The sequence below is a fragment of the Sulfitobacter sp. 1A13368 genome (assembly GCF_043557275.1).
Classification (GTDB): Bacteria; Pseudomonadota; Alphaproteobacteria; order Rhodobacterales; family Rhodobacteraceae; genus Sulfitobacter; species Sulfitobacter faviae.
In genome coordinates, this window is sequence record NZ_JBIFFR010000001.1 from 366,981 (window position 1) to 383,620 (window position 16,640).

Here is a 16,640-nt window from a genome sequence, read left to right on the forward strand (position 1 = left end):
CGGTTCCTCTCCTATTTTATCGCTCCCTGAGCGTCAAGTGGAGCGATGCCCCTTTGGCAAGATCAATCACATGAGCCTGCTCTCGCCTGTGGCCCGTCATCAAGGTGGCAGCCCAGGTCAAGGGGCACTAGCTTAGCCTCACGGGATGAAAACGAGGCATTGGAATGGACGCCAGACCGGCCCAAGACCAAAAGCGCGAGGTCGTCATGACCCACGGTGTTCTCAGCGAGGACCCCGAGGATCTGTTTCACGGCACCGGGTTGCGGGTGGTGCGGGCCGTCCTGCACGAGGCGGTGCTGCGGCTGTGGAGCGATGATGCTTTCGGCATGGCCGGGAACGTGGCCTTTCGTGCGCTGCTGGCGATCTTTCCGTTTCTCATCTTCACCAGTTCGCTCACCGCCTTTGTCGGCGACCGGTCGATGGCCGATGACCTGATCCACTTCCTGATCGCCATCGTCCCCCCTGCCCTGATCGAGCCGATCGTGTCGGAGGTGGAAAAGGTCATGACCGTGCCGCGCGGCGATCTGCTGAGCGTGGGTATCCTGCTGACCGTTTGGTTCGCCGTGGGCGGGGTCGATGGGGTGCGCGTGGGGTTAAACCGCGCCTATGGGCTGCGCGAGACGCGGTCGGTCTTTACGATCTACGCGGTGCAGGTGGCCATGGTGCTGCTGGCAAGCCTGATCCTCGTGATCGTGGGGTATCTGCTGGTGCTGGCCCCCCGGGCCGGGTCTTGGCTGCATATGTTGATGCCGGGTTTCGATCCGCGCTCGGTTACCGTGGGGCTGGTCCGCTTTCCCGCCTCGGCGACGATCCTGCTGGTCGCGCTTTTCGCGGCCCATGTGATCCTGCCTGCGCGGCGGACGCGGTTTAACAACATCTGGCCCGGCGTCGTCGCCACCGCCGCCGCTTGGACGGTGCTGGCGGTGCTGTTTTCATCCTACCTGCGCAGCTTTGGCACCTATGCCAGCTATTACGCAGGTATGGCAGGGATCATCGCGGCGCTTTACTTCATGTATCTCGCCGCACTGGTGCTGATCTTTGGCGGTGAGTTGAACCGCGCATTGCGCATCCGCAGACTGGCCCGCGCGATGAGCGATCAGCCCTGATCCCCTTCGCAGGGCGTGCCCGCAGCGCCCCAGACCGTCACGTCATGCACCAACGCATCGAGCGTCCCTTCGGGCACCGATCGCCCCGCGCCGGGGGCGAACCCCCAGTTCACGAAGGCCGAGTTTTGCAGGTGATCGACCAATGAGGCGATGTCATGCCCGTCGTTGTTCTCAGGATCGCGCAACTGGATGCAGACCTCGGCTGAGGATTTGCCGAACCACGCCAATTCTACCGGCGGCAGCCGCCAAGCATCGTCGATATGCGGCGGGGCATGGGGCACCGTGTTCGCGGCGGCAGAGGTGACGTGGCAGGCGTCGCAAGGGATGCTCTCGGCCCCAATCCGGCTCTCGCCCGCGCGCACATTCATGCCGTGCACCGCCTCCGGCCCATAGCCCAAGCCCTGCCACATCGGCTCCCCCTCTTCGCCGACATGGCAATTGGTGCAACGCGGATGCGCGGTGACGGTAAAAATCCGATCCCAAGCGGCCAGCCCTTCGGCGCGATCAGGCGCCTCCTGCGCAAAGGCGGGGACGGCCAGCATGAGTGCGGCGCAGATCGATAGATATCTCATGCGAAATCCACGGATTTGGAGAGGGGAAGTTCACGGATCCGCTGGCCCGTGGCGGCGAAGATTGCATTGGCCAGTGCGGGGGCGGCGGGCGGCACCCCCGGCTCGCCAATGCCGCGCAGCTTGCCGCCATTCTCCAACCCGCGCACCTCGATCTTCGGCGTTTGATACAGCCGCAACCCTTCATAGAGGTGATAATTGTCCTGCTGCGGCACCCCGTCGCGATAGGTCAGTTCGCAGTTCATCGCATGGCCCAAACCCCAGATCACCGCGCCGGAAAGTTGCGCCTCGAAGTTCACCGGGTCCATCACGCGGCCCACTTCGGCGGCGACGAAAACGCGGTCGATCTTGAGGCCCGCGTCGGTCTGGCTGACCTCGACCACCTCGGCCACCGGCACGCCGAAGGACAGGCAGAACGCCAGCCCCCGGCCCCGCCCCGGGCCAAGGTCTGTGCCCCAGTCCGACATCTCGCCCACGGCCTCCAACACCCCGCGCGAGGGCGCATGGCTGCAGAGCCGCAACCGCTCCTCCAACGGATCGACGCCTGCGGCATGGCACATCTCATCCATGAAGCTTTCGTGCAGGAAACCGTTGCCCGACGCCCCGACCGACCGCCACGAACTCACCGGCACCATTGCGGGCACCCGGTGGCCGGTCACACGGTAGTCGGGGATCGCGAAGGGCTGATCCCACGCGCCCGCTACGATGGCGATGTCAGGGCCGAAAACCGGCTGGTTCAACCGCGCCATCTGCGATTCCGCCGTCGAAGGTGCCGCGATGGCCAAATCATAGGCCGCGATCTGCCCCTCCGAGACTTTGCCCCGCGCCCGCGCCATGGCCAGCGGGCGGGGGAAGTCATGGGTGAAATCCTCCTCGCGCGACCAGACCATCTTGATCGGCGTGCCGGGTAGTTGCATCGCCACTTCGACGGCGCGCAGGGTATAGTCATCCTCCAACCGCCGCCCGAAACTGCCGCCTGACATCAGCACATGGATATGCACATTCTCAGCGTCGATCCCGGTCAGCGCGGCGACATTCGCCTGCATGAAACGCGGGATCTGCGTGCCGGTCCAGATATCGACGCGGGCCTTCTCCAGCTTCACCACCACGCTCATCGGCTCCAGTGGGGCATGAGCCAGATAGGGGATGCGGTACTCGGCCTCCAACACCTCCCCATCGGCCAGTGCTGCGGTGACATCGCCGTCATCGCGAAACCGGCTGTCCTGCCGGTCATCGGTGAAGGAGGCCGCCACGGCTTTGAATTGATCCGCCGTGTCGCCGATATAGGGCGACGGGCCCCAATCACATTTCACCGCCTGCGCGGCCTGAAAGGCCCGCCACGTATTGTCGGCCACCACGGCGACGCCGCCGGTGATGGGCAAGACCGCCTTCACACCGCGCATCTTTTCGGCGCGGCCCGCGTCAAAGCCCATGATCGCCCCGCCCTGCGCCGGGTTGGTGCGGGTCGTGGCGTGCAGCATCCCCTCCATCACCGTGTCGATGCCATAGGTCTGGGTGCCGGTGGATTTGGCCATGATATCGGTGCGCATCTGCGTCTTGCCAAGGTGCCGCCACGCGCCGGGGTCGCGCAGCGTGACCTCGGTCACCGGGTCGATCTCCGCCGCGGCGGCGGCGAGGTCTTGATAGGCCAGCCGCATGCCGTCGGGCAGCACCACCGCGCCCGCCTCGGTCTTGAGTTGGCTCCGCTCTAGCCCTGTCTGCGCCACGGCGGCAGCCAACAGGGTTTCGCGGGCCACGGCCCCTGCCATGCGCAGCCGGTCGTACATATCCGGCACGGTGGAACTGCCGCCGGTCAATTGCAGGCCGAGCAGCTTTCCCGCCACATCCGAGGCGCCGCGCCCGGTCCGCGCCAGCAGCGTTTCCGAGGTCGCGGCAATCGGCATCGCCTCTACCCCGACCACGCCGTTGTAATAGACCGGCGAGGGCGGCCCGGGCGTGATCTGCACCGTATCAAGGTCGACATCCAATTCCTCGGCGATCATATGGGCTTGGATCGAATAGGCCCCCTGCCCCACATCGGCGCGCGGGGTGATCAGGGTGACGCCGCTTGCATCAATCTTGACATAGGGCGTGATCGCCGCCGCACCGGGCGGTAAGCCTTCAAGCAGCGGGTTCTTCAGGTCACGTTTGTACAGATAGGTGCCAAAGGCCACGCCCCCGGCAATGGCGGCGGAGCCAACGATAAAGCTCCGGCGGGTGATGGTGCGCAGGCGCGACATGTCAGGCCCCCCGCAGCCGCGCGGCGGCGCTGTGAACAGCGGCGCGAATGCGCGGATAGGTGCCGCAGCGGCAGAGGTTCCCGCTCATCGCGGCGTCGATCTGATCGTCGGTCGGCTCGGGGTTCAGGTCCAGAAATGAGGCCGCCTGCATGATCTGCCCCGATTGGCAGTAACCGCATTGCGCGACCTGATGCTCCACCCATGCCGCCTGCACCACATGCAGCGCCTCGGGCGTGCCCAAGCCTTCGATGGTGGTGACATCGCCGTTCACATCCGCCGCCCGCAATTGACAAGACCGCACGGCCAGCCCATCGATATGCACCGTACAGGCACCGCATTGCGCGATGCCGCAGCCGTATTTCGGCCCGGTGATCCCCAACTCATCGCGCAAAACCCAGAGCAGCGGCATGTCGTCTTCCACGTCCACCTCGTGGACCGTGCCGTTAACCGTCAATTCCATCGGTGATCCTTCCGCGCTGGTGCCCCCCAATGTAGCGGGCAGCGCCTATCGCGCAAGACCGCGCGAAGTGGGTCGCGCAGCGTCACCTTGGCGGGGCGGCCATGGCGGCGGGTGCCGCCGTTTCGCCTATTCGAGGTCTTGCGCCGTCAGCGCGCGGTGAATTTCGCGGCGGACCAATTTGCGCACATTGCGGGTGATCCGCTCGCCCAAGGCCCCTTGAAGCTCGGCGCGGACGATCTCGGTCACCATGTCGCGCAGTGCTTCCTCGTCGAGGAACTGATCCTCGCCCGCGCTGCCCGCCTCCTGCGCGGGGGCGGCATAGTCGAATTCCGGCGCGGTGGCGGCGGGATCGGCCACACGCGGGCCACTGTCAGCAAAACGGCGCACCTGCTCTTCGAGTTGCGGTGTCGTGGGCTGCGGGCGGCTTGGGGCGGGCGTCTCAGCCTCTACCGTCGCCGTATCGGCAATCGGGGCCTCAGGCGCGTCAAGCTCCGCATCGTCTTTCCACTGCATCGCCGGAGGTTCGGTGCCGGAATAGTCATTATCGCCGGGCGCGTCCGGATCCCAATCATCAGAAATCTTGCCAATGGCCGTCTCAAGCGCCGCCAGCTTGTCGCTACGGCTGGCCCCGGTCGCCTTGGCCACGGCGTCTGAGACGGCGCGGGCCCGGGCATCATCCGCGGTCTCCGGCGCGGGGGTGCGATAGTCTTCGGCATGCAGATCGCTCGGATCGTCATGCAGCATGTCATAGTCCAAGGGCGAGACCTTGGCCGGATCAACGGCAGCGGCCTTTGGGCGATCCTCGCCATCCGACGTGGCGACTCTGAGAGCGGGGGTCAGCACCAACCGGTCGCTCGACGCCGCAGGAGCCTTGTCGGCAGGCGGGGTCGCGGGGTGACGGGCCGAGACGAATGGACGCTCTGCCTCATCGGCACTGCCTTCCGCTTCGGTCTGCATGGCTTGGGTCAGGCTCAGCGGCTGTGGCGCGGCTTTGGGTGTTTCACCGACGCCTTCGTCAGAAGCGGGACGCGCCGTGCCGCCCGAGGCTGTGCGCAGCGACAGATGCGGGGTGAAATCCTCGGACGTGACGCTGTCCGATGTCGGCTCGTCCAATGCACTCCCCCGCATGCTCTTGAACGCGGCCCCGGTGTCATTTGCAGAATCGCCAGCCTCCGGCTTGGAAACCGGCGTAGGGTTGGACGTTTGCAGGGGACGCTTGTCTTCGGACACCAATCGGCGAATCGACGACAGGACGTCTTCCACCTCCGCGTTTGTGACGGGTTCGGACATATTTCTCTACCACTCTTGCCTCGCGGATAGCTTAACCGCGTGGGAGGATTCTCACAATGGGGCGGTGCAAAATGCCAAACGACCGCGCGAAACGTCAGTCTTTTTGCAGCGCGCGCAGCACCCGATCCAGCGCTTGGCCCTCTTTCGAGTATTTAGCAGGGGCGTCCTTAACAAGGTTGTAATAGGCCCCCGCGTCATAGATCTGCACCGGCAGCTTCAGGTCCTGCGCGGTCAGACGGCCCGTGGCCGCCAGCACGGAATAGGCCGCCACATAGAGGTTGGCGCGGGCCGACACGCGGGTCGATTCCGCATCCAGCAAGGATTGTTCGGCGTCCAGCACGTCCAATGTGGTACGCGCGCCGAGGGTTGCTTCTTCGCGGACGCCGCGGAAGGCGATACGCGCCGCGCGGATCTGGCGGTCGGAAGCCTCCAACTGCGCCCGTGCCGAGGCCAGCGCGGCATAGGCGTTGCCCACCTCCTGCTCAACATCTTGGCGCACCACATGCAGGTTCGCGCGCTGCGCGTCCCGCTGCGCCATCGCGCTGCGCACGGCCGAAGAAAGCGCCCCGCCCTGATAGATGGTCTGACCGACCTCGACCCCGACGCTGCCGCTGCGGGTATAGGCTTCGCTGTCGAAAGTCTCGTTCAGACCATATTGCCCGTTCAGCGTGATCCGCGGGCCCATGGCGGCCTCATTGGCTTCGACGCTGAGATCGGCCGCCGCCACCTGATGCTGTGCGGCGATGATCGACGGGTGAGTGCGCACAGCCAAAGCCTTGGCCGAGGCGAGGTTGCCGCCGACATTCGGCAGGCTCGGCGGTTGGCTAAGGTTGCCCGGGGCATGGCCCACGGCGTTGCGATATTCCTCAACCGCGCGCAGCAGCGCGCCTTCGGCGCCCGCCAGCCCGCTGCGGGCATTGGCAAGCTGCGCTTCGGCCAAGGCCACATCGGTGCGGGTAACTTCGCCCACGTCGAAACGATCCCGCGCGGCGCGCAGCTCTTGGGTCAGCAGCCGCAGGTTGTTGTTGCGCAGCTCAACCGTTTCCGAGGCTTCGATCACGCCCATATAGGCCGCAACCGCGCGCAGCAGCACCTGCTGCTCTAGGTTGACCAAGGTCTGGCGGGTGGCCAGCACGGCCTCTTTCGCCGCCTCGACCCGATAAGCGCTCGCGCCGAAATCATAGAGCAGAAGCTCGCCAATCAGGCTGATCGACGCCTTCAGGCTTTCCGTCGATTGGGCTGGCAAAAGGGAGGAACTGCGCGTGGTGCCAAAGCTCTGCGTCAGCCCGGCGGCCCACCGCAACACGGGTTTCAGCGCCGATTTCGCCGCGGCCACATCCTCATCGGCGGCCCGCAAAAGCGCGCGGTTCTGCTCCAGCAGGCCGGAATGCTCATAAGCCCCCACCAGCGCATCGGCCAATGTCTCGGCGGCAGCCACACGCGGCAGGGCAGCGCCACTGGCGAGGACAAGGCTCACCGGCACGGCGATGGCAAAACGTTTGAGGGATTTCGTAAAACTGTTCGCGCTCATGGCTCAATGCCCCTGAATGGCTTTTATAGACCTTTGGACCGGCCCGTAGGCCGATCGGGGCGGGTGCCCCTCCCCTGAAAGCGAAGTGGCGCGCGGTATGATCGGCGCGCCATCCTGTCGCTTACAGCTGGAATTCTGCCTGACGTTCAAAGCCACGCAGCACCGGCGCACCGGCGTTGAATTCGGGCCGCCAAGACACCTGACCGCCGCGTTTATAGCCCACGCGTACCTCGCCCAGACCCCGATCCATAAAGAGACAAGCGATCCGCCCGCCCTCTTTCACCTGTTCCACCAGCGCTGCGGGCAGCTCACCCACCGCACCCTGGACGATGACCACATCATAGGGCCCATGCTGCGGCGCGCCTTCGGTCAGCGGGGCGACATGGACGATCACATTGTCCGCGCCCGCCTGCGCCAGCGCCTCTTGCGCCTCGGCGGCCATGGCTTCGTCTTCCTCAACGGCGACGACGGCCTCAGCCATATGCGCGATCACGGCGCTGGAATAGCCCATGGCGCAGCCGATATCGAGCACGAGTTCCTCATTGGTGATGTCGAGGTGATCGAGCATCTTGGCCAATGTTCGCGGGTCGAGCAGCACCCGATCCTGCCCCAGATCGAGGTTTTCTCCCAGATAGGCAGCCTCGCGCTGTGCCGCCGGCACGAAGTCTTCGCGCTGCACGGTCAGCATCGCGTCGATGATTGGAAACTTGGTCACATCCGAAGGGCGAACCTGCGTATCTACCATGGTTACGCGGCGGGCGGCGAAATCACTCATCAGCTAAACTCATTCGTTCAGGGTGTCTGAAGAGTGATGTGCCACATTGCCGGGCCAGCGGCAACGCCCTGACCGCATTTTCGCGCGCATATGGGTCTTGCGGCCTCCTTCGTGATCCGTTAGCAGTGCGCCAACCACCGGTCGGCGAGTTGGCGGAGTGGTTACGCAGCGGATTGCAAATCCGTGTACACCGGTTCGATTCCGGTACTCGCCTCCATTTCCACGACATAAGCGGCTACGCGATACCGCCCCCCCCCGGTGAAACCACTATTCGCGCGCGCTCCTCTTAAAAGCCACCCAGGACCCCTCGTCATCAACGGCGCGGCCATGCCTCACCCCCCACCACCTTTCCCCGCCGCCGCCAAAACCTCGCGCAACTCATCCTCATTCCGGTAGCCGATCAGAATGCCCGCCGTCGCCTCACCCATCGTGGCATCGCTGGCTGCAATCTTGGCGTCGGAGATGGTGGTGCGCTGAGCGGTGCGGCGCGTCCAGCGGAACAGCAGTTGCTCTAGCCGGGCGCGCTCAGGCGCATGGGCGGGGTCGGCCCCCAGATCCACCAGCTCATCGGGGTCGCTTTCAAGATCGAACAGCATCGGGCCGAACCCTTCGGCAAAGACGTATTTCCACCGCCCGTCGAAAAGCATCGTCAGCTTGGCGTCCTTCACCTCGACCCCCAAGCGTTTGCGCACGTCGCGCTGCGCGTAGTCGTATTCCGAGACCACGAAATCGCGCAGCCCTTCGGCCTTGCCATGTAGCAGCGGCAAGAGGGATCGGCCCTCGATGATATGCGGCACGGCGGCGCCGCCGAAATAATCAAGGATGGTGGGCACCACGTCGATCGCCTCGACCAGTGCCGAGGATTTTGCGCCGCGGGTCGCATCGGCCTTGGGGCTAGGGTCGACGACGATCATCGGGATGCGGGCGGAGGGGTCGTGAAAAAGCTCTTTCTCCCCCATCCAGTGGTCGCCAAGGTAATCGCCGTGATCCGAGGTGAAGACAATCATCGTGTCATCCGCGACCCCCTGTTCGGTGAGAAACGCCATCAGGCGACCGATCTGGTCGTCGAGCTGTTTGATCAGCCCCATATAGGCAGTCAGAACCCGGCCTCGGGTGGCATCATCGGAAAAGGCTTGGGAAACGCGCTCCTGCATGAATGCGCCATAGACGGGATGCGGATCGCGCTTCTCCGCCGCGCTTCGCACCGGGTCCAGATGGCTCTCGGGCCCATAGAGATCATGGTAGGGCGCGGGGACGATATAGGGCCAATGTGGTTTGATATAGCTCAGGTGCAGACACCACGGCTGATCGCCGGCCTCGCGGATGAAATCCATGGCGCGGCCCGTGATATAGGGCGTCTCGCTCTCCTCATCCGCGGCGCGGGCCGGTTTGTCGGCATGGTCCAGGAACCAACCGCTCAGGATATTGCCCTCTGCATCTTCGGCGCTGTTGGCGACGGAATGCCAAGGGTTCTCATCCTGCCAACCGCGGTCCTTCATATGCGCGTCATAGGCGGGGTTGCGGGCGTAGGGCCCGCCTTCGGGGTGCAGCCCGTCGTCCCGCTCATAGGGTTCGAACCCGCATTCGGAAATCAGTACGCCAATCTCGCTGTCAGGCGACAGGCCGAGACGGCGCAGCCCTTCGATATCGGCGGCCATATGGGTCTTGCCGCAAAGCGCCGTGCGCACACCCAAGGGGCGCAGATGGTCGCCCAGCGTCATCTCCCCCACCTTCAGCGGGATGCCATTCCACGTCGACCCATGCGAGCTGACATAGCGGCCCGTGTAGAACGACATGCGCGAGGGACCGCAAATCGGCGATTGCACATAGGCGCGGTCAAAAAGCACCCCGCGCGCGGCCAACGCATCGATATGCGGCGTGTGCAGATGCGGATGGCCGGTGCAGGAGAGGTAATCCCAGCGAAGCTGGTCGCACATGATGAAAAGAACGTTCTTGGGCATGGGCCGCTTTCCCTGTGATGGTCCTTCGCGCGCCCTGCCCGCGAAGCGTTGCGTCGTGCTGCGACTTGATTTTGGCCCGCCTGACAATGCTTTGCAGTTTCCGGCCCAAATTTAACTAAATTTTTAGCATTCACGGCCCAACCTTCACCAGGACGATGGGAAAGGCAACTCAAGCCGCGCAAAGCGAGGATGCCAGAATGGACAGCACGCAAAGGATACTTGTCATCGGCACGGGCGGTTTCATCGGCTTTCACCTTGCCCGGCTATTGCTGGCCGAAGGCGCACGGGTGCAGGGCTATGATGGGATGACCGATTACTACGATGTCGCCCTGAAACAACGCCGCCACGCGATGCTGCTTCAGCATGAGCATTTCACCACCAAAGAAGCGCTGCTGGAAGACCGCGAGACCTTCGACGCGCTGGTTGATGACTTTGCCCCCGACATGATCGTGCACCTTGCCGCACAGGCGGGCGTGCGCCACAGCATAGACCACCCCCGCGCCTTTCTGGAGGCGAATATCACCGGCACCTTCAACGTGATGGAGGCTGCGCGGCGATTGGAGGTGAAACACCTGCTCATGGCCTCCTCCTCGTCAATCTACGGCGCCAATACCGATATGCCTTTCGCCGAGACCGGGGCCACCGACCGGCCCCTGTCGATCTACGCCGCCACGAAAAAGGCGAATGAGGGGATGGCCCATGCCTATGCCCACCTATGGGGTCTGCCGACGACGATGTTTCGGTTTTTCTCCGTCTACGGGCCTTGGGGGCGGCCCGACCTTGCCTTGAGTAAATTTGTCGAAGCGATCCTCGATGGCCGCCCGATCGATATTTACAACCACGGCGAGATGTACCGCGATTTCACCTGTGTCGACGATCTTGTGCGCGCCATCCGGCTGCTGATGGATTGCGTCCCGCCGCAACCGGGCACGGCGCCACCGCCGCCGGACTGGGATTCGCTCTCTCCCGCGGCCCCCTACCGTGTGGTGAATATCGGCAATTCCGAAAAGGTGCGCCTGCTGGATTTCGTCGAGGCGATCGAAGCCGCTCTCGGCAAGCGGGCGGTCCGCAATTACATGGGGATGCAGATGGGTGACGCCCCCGCCACATGGGCCGATGCGACCCTGCTACATAGGCTCACCGGCTACCGCCCACAGACCGACACTCACGAAGGCATCGCGCGTTTCGTCGCTTGGTTTCGGGATTATCACGGCAGATAGCCGCAGCGCTTAGTGCTGGTGCTGCTGGCGGACGTAGTCCATCACCGCACCCCTGACCGACATCTCGCCCTGCTCTCGTGCGGCATGGATGACCGCGCGCACGTCATCGAGATTGCAGCGCCGCAGCAGGCTTTTGACCGGCCCGATCGATGCCGGGCGCATCGACAGGGTCTTGAGCCCGATGGCCGCGAAACACAGCGCCTCGACCGGGCGGCCCGCATCCTCCCCGCAGAAAGACAGCGCGGTATCTGTTTCGGCGCAGCGTTCTACGATGCCCTCAAGGAAGGTAAGAAAAGAGACGTTCAGCGTGTCATAGCGCCGCCGCACCCGTTCGTTCTCACGGTCGGCGGCGAAAAAGAACTGCTTCAGGTCATTGCCCCCGATCGACAGGAACTCGACCTCTTCAAAGAATTTCTTTGGGGCAAAGGCGAGGCTGGGGGTCTCCAGCATGGCGCCGACCTCCAGCTTTTCGGGCAAGACATGGCCAAGAATACGCTCACGCTCCATCGCTTTGTCGACCTCGGCGCGGGCGGCGCGGAATTCCTCGAACTGGGCGATAAAGGGGAACATCACCGCCAGCGGGCGGCCCGCGGCGGCGCGGATCAGGGCCTGCAACTGCATCCGCATGACACCGGGCTTGTCCAGCCCCACCCGGATCGCGCGCCAGCCGAGGGCCGGGTTCGGCTCATCATGGGGCTTCATATAGGGCAGCACCTTGTCCGACCCGATGTCGAGCGTGCGAAAAACCACGCGGCGGCCATGGGCGGCGTCAAGCACACGGGCATAAAGCGCGGCAAGCTCGGTCCGGCGGGGCATCTGGTTGCGCACCAGAAACTGCAATTCGGTGCGGAAGAGCCCCACCCCTTCGGCCCCCGACCCTTCGAGCGAGGGCAGATCGGCCATCAGACCCGCGTTCATCTGTAGGCTGATGATCCGCCCGCATTTCGTCTCAGCCGGTTTATCGCGGATCGAGGCATAGCGTTCCTGCGCCGCCGCTTGCATCGCGATCTTGTCGCGAAAGGCCGTGGCCACGGTATCGTCCGGGCGCAGATGCACCACGCCCTGCTCACCGTCGACCATGATGTGATCGCCGTTCAGCGCGTCATTGGTCACGCGGCTGGCATGGACGATCAGCGGAATCGCCAGCGCCCGCGCGACGACAGCGGCGTGAGAGCCGACCGAGCCGCCCTCTAACACGATACCGCGCAGCGACCGCCCGTAATCCAGCAGTTCCGCCGGGCCGATGTTGCGCGCCACAAGGATCGGATCGACCGGCATCTCGGCCCCGGTATCGCTGCCCTGCCCCGTCAGATTGCGCAGCAAGCGGTTCGACAGATCATCCAGATCCGACAACCGCTCGCGCAGATAGGCATCATTGACCTGCCCCAGACGGGCGCGGGCCATAGATTGCTCTTTCTCGACCGCGGCCTCAGCACTCAGCCCGCTTTGAATATCCTCCACCATGCGCCGCATCCAGCCTTTGGAATTGGCGAACATGCGGTAGGCTTCGAGCACCTTCTGCTGCTCTTTGTCGGCGGTAAGGCTTAACAGTTGGTCAACGCTGAGCCGCAATTGCTCGACCGCTTCGGTCAGCCGCTCCGTCTCACGTTCAGGATCGTCGGCAATGGGGTTGGAGACCACCACCCGCGGCTCATGCAGCCAGACGTGCCCCTCGGCCACGCCCTCCTGCCCCACGGTGCCGCGCAGCAGCACCGGCTGGCTATGCCGGGCCGACATCGCAGCCCCCTCGCCGACAAAGGCGCCAAGCTCGGCCATTTCGGCCAGCACCATCGCCACGACCTCAAGCGCATAGACCTCATCGGCGGAGAACTCCCGCGCGACCTTGGACTGTACCACCAGCACACCCAGCGTCTCACCCAGACGTTGCACCGGCACCCCAAGGAAGGAGGAATAAATCTCCTCCCCCGTCTCGGGCATGAAGCGGAAACCGGCGGCTTGGGGCGCATCGGGCGTGTTGATGACCGTGCGCCTTTTGGCGACCCGACCGACCAGACCTTCGCCCAGTTTCATGCGCGTTTCATGCACCGCCGCTTCGTTCAGCCCTTCGGTGGCACAAAGCTCAAGCGTGTCTTCGTCGCGGAACAGATAGATCGAGCAGACTTCGCAGCCCATGGAATTGGCGATCAACTGGGTGATCTTGTCCAGCCGCGCCTGGCCCGCCACATCGCTGGCCATCGCATCACGCAGCCGCCCCAGCAGCTTGCGGCTTTCTGTCTCAACCCGTTCGGCCATATGATCCGGTCCCTGTCCCTCTGGAGCAGGGTTTAGCGCACTCGCGCAAGGATAGAAATGCTATTCGCGCCATACCCTACATCCTCAGCCAGCATATCGGCGGGATGCTGCAGATTTACGCAAGGGGTCACCTTGCGTAAAACCCGTGTCATCGCAGGTGTTTAGGCCGCTTTATCAAGCTCGAAAGCGTCGTGCAGAGCTTGCACGGCCAATTCCATATACTTGCGGTCGATCAACACGCTGATCTTGATCTCGGAGGTGGTGATCACCTTGATGTTGATCCCCTCGTCCGAGAGTACCTTGAACATCTTGGCGGCCACGCCGGTGTGGCTGCGCATGCCGATCCCCACCACGGAAACCTTGGCCACGGCCTTGTCGGCGATCAACTCCTGATAGTTGATGATCCCCTCTTCATGGGCCTTTTCCATCGCCTTTTCAGCGCGGATCACCTGATCGACGGGGCAGGACCACGTCATATCGGTGCGCCCCTCTTCGGAAATGTTCTGAACGATCATATCAACGTTCACGCCGCCCTCGCTGAGCGCGGTAAAGATCGTCGCCGCGATGCCGGGGCGGTCCGCCACGGACACCAAGGTCATCTTTGCCTCATCACGGGAAAACGCGACCCCGGCCACCACATTGCTTTCCATGATTTCCTCCTCATCGCAGACGAGCGTCCCGGCGTCGTCAGATTGTTCTTCAAAACTGCTCAGCACCCGCAGTTTAACCTTGTAGCGCATCGCCAGTTCGACCGAACGGGTCTGCAAAACCTTCGCCCCCAGAGAGGCCAGTTCCAGCATCTCTTCAAAGGAAATCTTGTCAAGTTTGCGGGCCTTGGATTCGACACGCGGGTCGGTGGTGTAGACACCATCGACGTCGGTATAGATATCGCAACGCTCCGCGCCAAAGGCGGCGGCAAAGGCCACGGCGGTCGTGTCAGACCCGCCCCGGCCCAGCGTGGTGATCCGGCCCTGCGGGCTGATGCCCTGAAAACCTGCGACCACGGCAACTTTCATGCCTTCGCCGAACTTGGCGTTGATGTTGTCGGTGGGGATCTCTTCGATCCGCGCGGCGGAATGGGCATCGGTGGTGCGCACCGGCACCTGCCAGCCCTGCCACGAGCGTGCGGGCACGTCCATTTCCTGCAAAGTCAGCGCCATCAGGCCAGCGGTGACATTCTCCCCGCTCGACACGATGGCGTCATATTCGCGCGCATCATAGAGTGGCGAAGTCTCATTGACGAAGCCCACCAGCTTGTTCGTCTCACCCGACATGGCGGATACGATGACGATCACGTCATAGCCCTTGGCCACCTCGACACCGACGCGCTTTGCCGCGCGGCGGATACGGTCCAAAGTGGCAACCGAAGTCCCACCGAATTTCATAACCAGAACAGGCATATTGTCCCCCGCGCAACAGTCCAGCGCGGTCTAAGCCCACGGCACGGCAAGGGCAAGCCTATTTAACATGACGTTATGTAGCGCCGCTTAGAACGGATGCGCGCGACCGTCCCATGTTTCGAAACAACCCGTTTGGGCAAGGTCCAGCGCGGCGATCCGCCCAGCGAGCCCCTGCGCCGAATCCTCAACGCTGATCTCGCCCTGATCGCCGCCCATATCGGTGCGCACCCAGCCGGGGTGGTAAATGCCCACCGCGATACCCTCGGGCTTCAGGTCCACCGCCAGATTGCGCCCCAGATTGATCGCCGCCGCTTTGGAGGCGCGGTAGATATAGCTGCCCCCCGGCGCCCGCGTCTGCGAGCCCATCTGCGAGGCAATGATCGCGATTTTCGCCCCCTGCGCCGCCCGCAGGTTGGGCAGCAGAGACTGCACGGTGAGGAAAACCCCGGTCACATTGGTCGCAAAGCTCTGGGCCCAGAGGTCGGGGCCAAAGCCGGTATCCAAGTCATCGCCCTTGTCCAGATACACACCCGCATTGCAGATCAGCAGGTCCAGCGGGCGGTCTTGCAGGCTTGCGGCGAAGGACGCGTGGCTTGCCGGGTCGGTCACGTCCAGCACGGCCTGCGCGTCTGCGCCGCGTGCGGTGCCGATCACCTCTTCGCCCGCGTCTTCATACTGGCGGGCCAGCGCCGCGCCGATGCCGCGGCTGGCGCCTGTGATAACGATGGTCATGGGCGATCCTTTATGAAAACGGGCCTTTAGGAAAGTTGGCGTTTGGGTTTGAACGGAAGCGGCATCAGGGGCACACCCTCCGCCACCAATTCCCGTGCCTGATCCAGCCGCGCTTCGCCATAGATCGGGCGCTCGGGTGTACGCCCTGCGTGCATGTCCCGCGCCTCGCGCACGAAATTCTTGCCGACGTAATCGGAGGTGGATTCGACCTTTTTGCGCAGGGCCGTTAGTGCCTTTTCCACATCACTTGCCGGATTGGACAGGGCCGAGGCGGGTGTCTTGGCCGATTGCGGTTTTTCTGCCGCTTCCGGCGCAGCCGGGGCGCTGCCGCCTGAGGTGACCCGCGGGGCCATCAGCGATTTGCTCACCTCCGTCGACCCGCAGACCGCGCAGCTCAGATGGCCCGCACGGGCGAGGCTGTCAAAGGCTGCCGCGGATTGGAACCAACTTTCGAAACCATGCCCGGCCTCGCATTTCAATGCATAACGGATCATTCGCCCGGTCCTCAAACTCTCTGCTTTAAATGGGCTGCGGCGCGAAAGAGGTCAAGACAAGCGCGGGCGCGGCGCGCATCGAAACGCCGCGCTGTCAGCCTGCCAAACCACCGCTGCGCGGATCGAAATCTCGGATCAGCCGCGCCAGATCGGGGGCCTCCACCAGCCGGGCGGCCTTGCGGCGCGAACACCACATCCGCTTGCGCTGTCCCTTCTCGGGGAAGTGTTTGGCCAGCGCCTTGACCTTTACCGGGTAGAGCATCGCCAGACAGGGCAAGGTCCCATCCGCGCCGGTTTTGGCATAGCTGTAGACGCCCAGACATTGCCCCCGCGCCTGCCCCACGACGCCGCCTTCCTCCCAAGCCTCGACCAAGGCCGAGGCGGCGGGGGTCTTGCCCTCCATCGGCCAGCCCTTGGGAATGATCCAACGTTTGCTCCCGCGCGAAGTGATCAGCAGGATCTGCAACTTGCCCCGTTTACGACGCCAGCAGAGCGCCGCGAATTGAATGCGCAGCTCATCCTTCTGTCCGCCGTTCAAGGATATCGGAGCCTGTTTCACCATCCGTTGCAGCCGCGCCCCTTGGCAGGTTGTTTCCCTTAGACCCTAGC

The 16,640-nt window shown here is 63.9% G+C and carries 14 protein-coding genes and 1 tRNA gene; 3 read left to right on the forward strand and 12 right to left on the reverse strand.

The annotated features are described in order from the left end of the window. The first annotated feature begins 164 nt into the window (after positions 1 to 164). The gene (locus ACGYK4_RS01780) at positions 165 to 1,106 is read left to right on the forward strand and encodes a YihY/virulence factor BrkB family protein (RefSeq protein WP_067267703.1); all 942 of its coding nucleotides are present in this window, start codon (positions 165 to 167) and stop codon (positions 1,104 to 1,106) included. Here the strand turns inward: ACGYK4_RS01780 and ACGYK4_RS01785 are convergent. The 6 genes from ACGYK4_RS01785 to ACGYK4_RS01810 all read right to left on the reverse strand — a co-directional run bounded on the left by ACGYK4_RS01785 (position 1,097) and on the right by ACGYK4_RS01810 (position 7,971). Further along, the gene (locus ACGYK4_RS01785; protein ID WP_394454856.1) at positions 1,097 to 1,678 is read right to left on the reverse strand and encodes a hypothetical protein; all 582 of its coding nucleotides are present in this window, start codon (positions 1,676 to 1,678) and stop codon (positions 1,097 to 1,099) included. The two genes, ACGYK4_RS01780 and ACGYK4_RS01785, sit on opposite strands and share 10 nt — an antisense overlap. Continuing rightward, the gene (locus ACGYK4_RS01790) at positions 1,675 to 3,915 is read right to left on the reverse strand and encodes a molybdopterin cofactor-binding domain-containing protein (RefSeq protein WP_394431553.1); all 2,241 of its coding nucleotides are present in this window, start codon (positions 3,913 to 3,915) and stop codon (positions 1,675 to 1,677) included. Before ACGYK4_RS01790 ends, ACGYK4_RS01785 begins: the two co-directional genes overlap by 4 nt. 1 nt (position 3,916) lies before the next feature. Beyond that, positions 3,917 to 4,375 carry a (2Fe-2S)-binding protein gene (locus tag ACGYK4_RS01795; protein ID WP_394454858.1) on the reverse strand — a complete coding sequence of 153 codons (459 nt, stop codon included), beginning with the start codon at positions 4,373 to 4,375 and terminating at the stop codon, positions 3,917 to 3,919. Positions 4,376 to 4,501: 126 nt separating this feature from the next. Beyond that, a complete protein-coding gene (locus tag ACGYK4_RS01800) occupies positions 4,502 to 5,665 on the reverse strand; it encodes a hypothetical protein (RefSeq protein ID WP_394454859.1) in 1,164 nt (387 codons plus the stop codon). 94 nt (positions 5,666 to 5,759) lie between these two features. After that, positions 5,760 to 7,196, reverse strand: coding sequence for a TolC family outer membrane protein (locus ACGYK4_RS01805; protein WP_394454860.1), 1,437 nt, complete (start codon positions 7,194 to 7,196; stop codon positions 5,760 to 5,762). 121 nt (positions 7,197 to 7,317) lie between these two features. Beyond that, positions 7,318 to 7,971 carry a protein-L-isoaspartate O-methyltransferase gene (locus ACGYK4_RS01810; protein WP_271687992.1) on the reverse strand — a complete coding sequence of 218 codons (654 nt, stop codon included), beginning with the start codon at positions 7,969 to 7,971 and terminating at the stop codon, positions 7,318 to 7,320. Positions 7,972 to 8,114: 143 nt separating this feature from the next. Here ACGYK4_RS01810 and ACGYK4_RS01815 point away from each other — a divergent pair. Then, positions 8,115 to 8,188: transfer RNA gene (locus ACGYK4_RS01815), tRNA-Cys, on the forward strand. Between the two features lie 115 nt (positions 8,189 to 8,303). Here ACGYK4_RS01815 and ACGYK4_RS01820 read toward each other — a convergent pair. Beyond that, positions 8,304 to 9,932 (reverse strand): alkaline phosphatase family protein, encoded by a 1,629-nt coding sequence (locus tag ACGYK4_RS01820; RefSeq protein ID WP_394454862.1) that lies wholly within the window; start codon positions 9,930 to 9,932, stop codon positions 8,304 to 8,306. Positions 9,933 to 10,129: 197 nt separating this feature from the next. On the opposite strand from ACGYK4_RS01820, the gene ACGYK4_RS01825 reads away from it, so the two are divergent. Beyond that, positions 10,130 to 11,152, forward strand: coding sequence for an NAD-dependent epimerase/dehydratase family protein (locus tag ACGYK4_RS01825; protein ID WP_394454863.1), 1,023 nt, complete (start codon positions 10,130 to 10,132; stop codon positions 11,150 to 11,152). A gap of 9 nt (positions 11,153 to 11,161) precedes the next feature. Here the strand turns inward: ACGYK4_RS01825 and ptsP are convergent, their stop codons facing one another. From ptsP to ACGYK4_RS01850, 5 genes are all read right to left on the reverse strand, one after another. Continuing rightward, complete coding sequence (gene ptsP / locus ACGYK4_RS01830) at positions 11,162 to 13,405, reverse strand: phosphoenolpyruvate--protein phosphotransferase (protein ID WP_067263814.1); 2,244 nt, start codon at positions 13,403 to 13,405, stop codon at positions 11,162 to 11,164. A 161-nt stretch (positions 13,406 to 13,566) separates the two neighbouring features. Beyond that, positions 13,567 to 14,805, reverse strand: a complete 1,239-nt coding sequence (locus ACGYK4_RS01835) for an aspartate kinase (protein ID WP_136720516.1) — start codon at positions 14,803 to 14,805, stop codon at positions 13,567 to 13,569. Between the two features lie 87 nt (positions 14,806 to 14,892). Beyond that, entirely contained in the window at positions 14,893 to 15,537 is a 645-nt protein-coding gene (locus ACGYK4_RS01840; protein ID WP_394454865.1) for an SDR family oxidoreductase, read from the reverse strand. Between the two features lie 26 nt (positions 15,538 to 15,563). Beyond that, positions 15,564 to 16,031, reverse strand: coding sequence for a DUF1178 family protein (locus ACGYK4_RS01845; protein ID WP_394454866.1), 468 nt, complete (start codon positions 16,029 to 16,031; stop codon positions 15,564 to 15,566). A gap of 94 nt (positions 16,032 to 16,125) precedes the next feature. After that, positions 16,126 to 16,593 carry an NUDIX hydrolase gene (locus ACGYK4_RS01850; protein WP_067267814.1) on the reverse strand — a complete coding sequence of 156 codons (468 nt, stop codon included), beginning with the start codon at positions 16,591 to 16,593 and terminating at the stop codon, positions 16,126 to 16,128. Between the last annotated feature and the right edge of the window lie 47 nt (positions 16,594 to 16,640).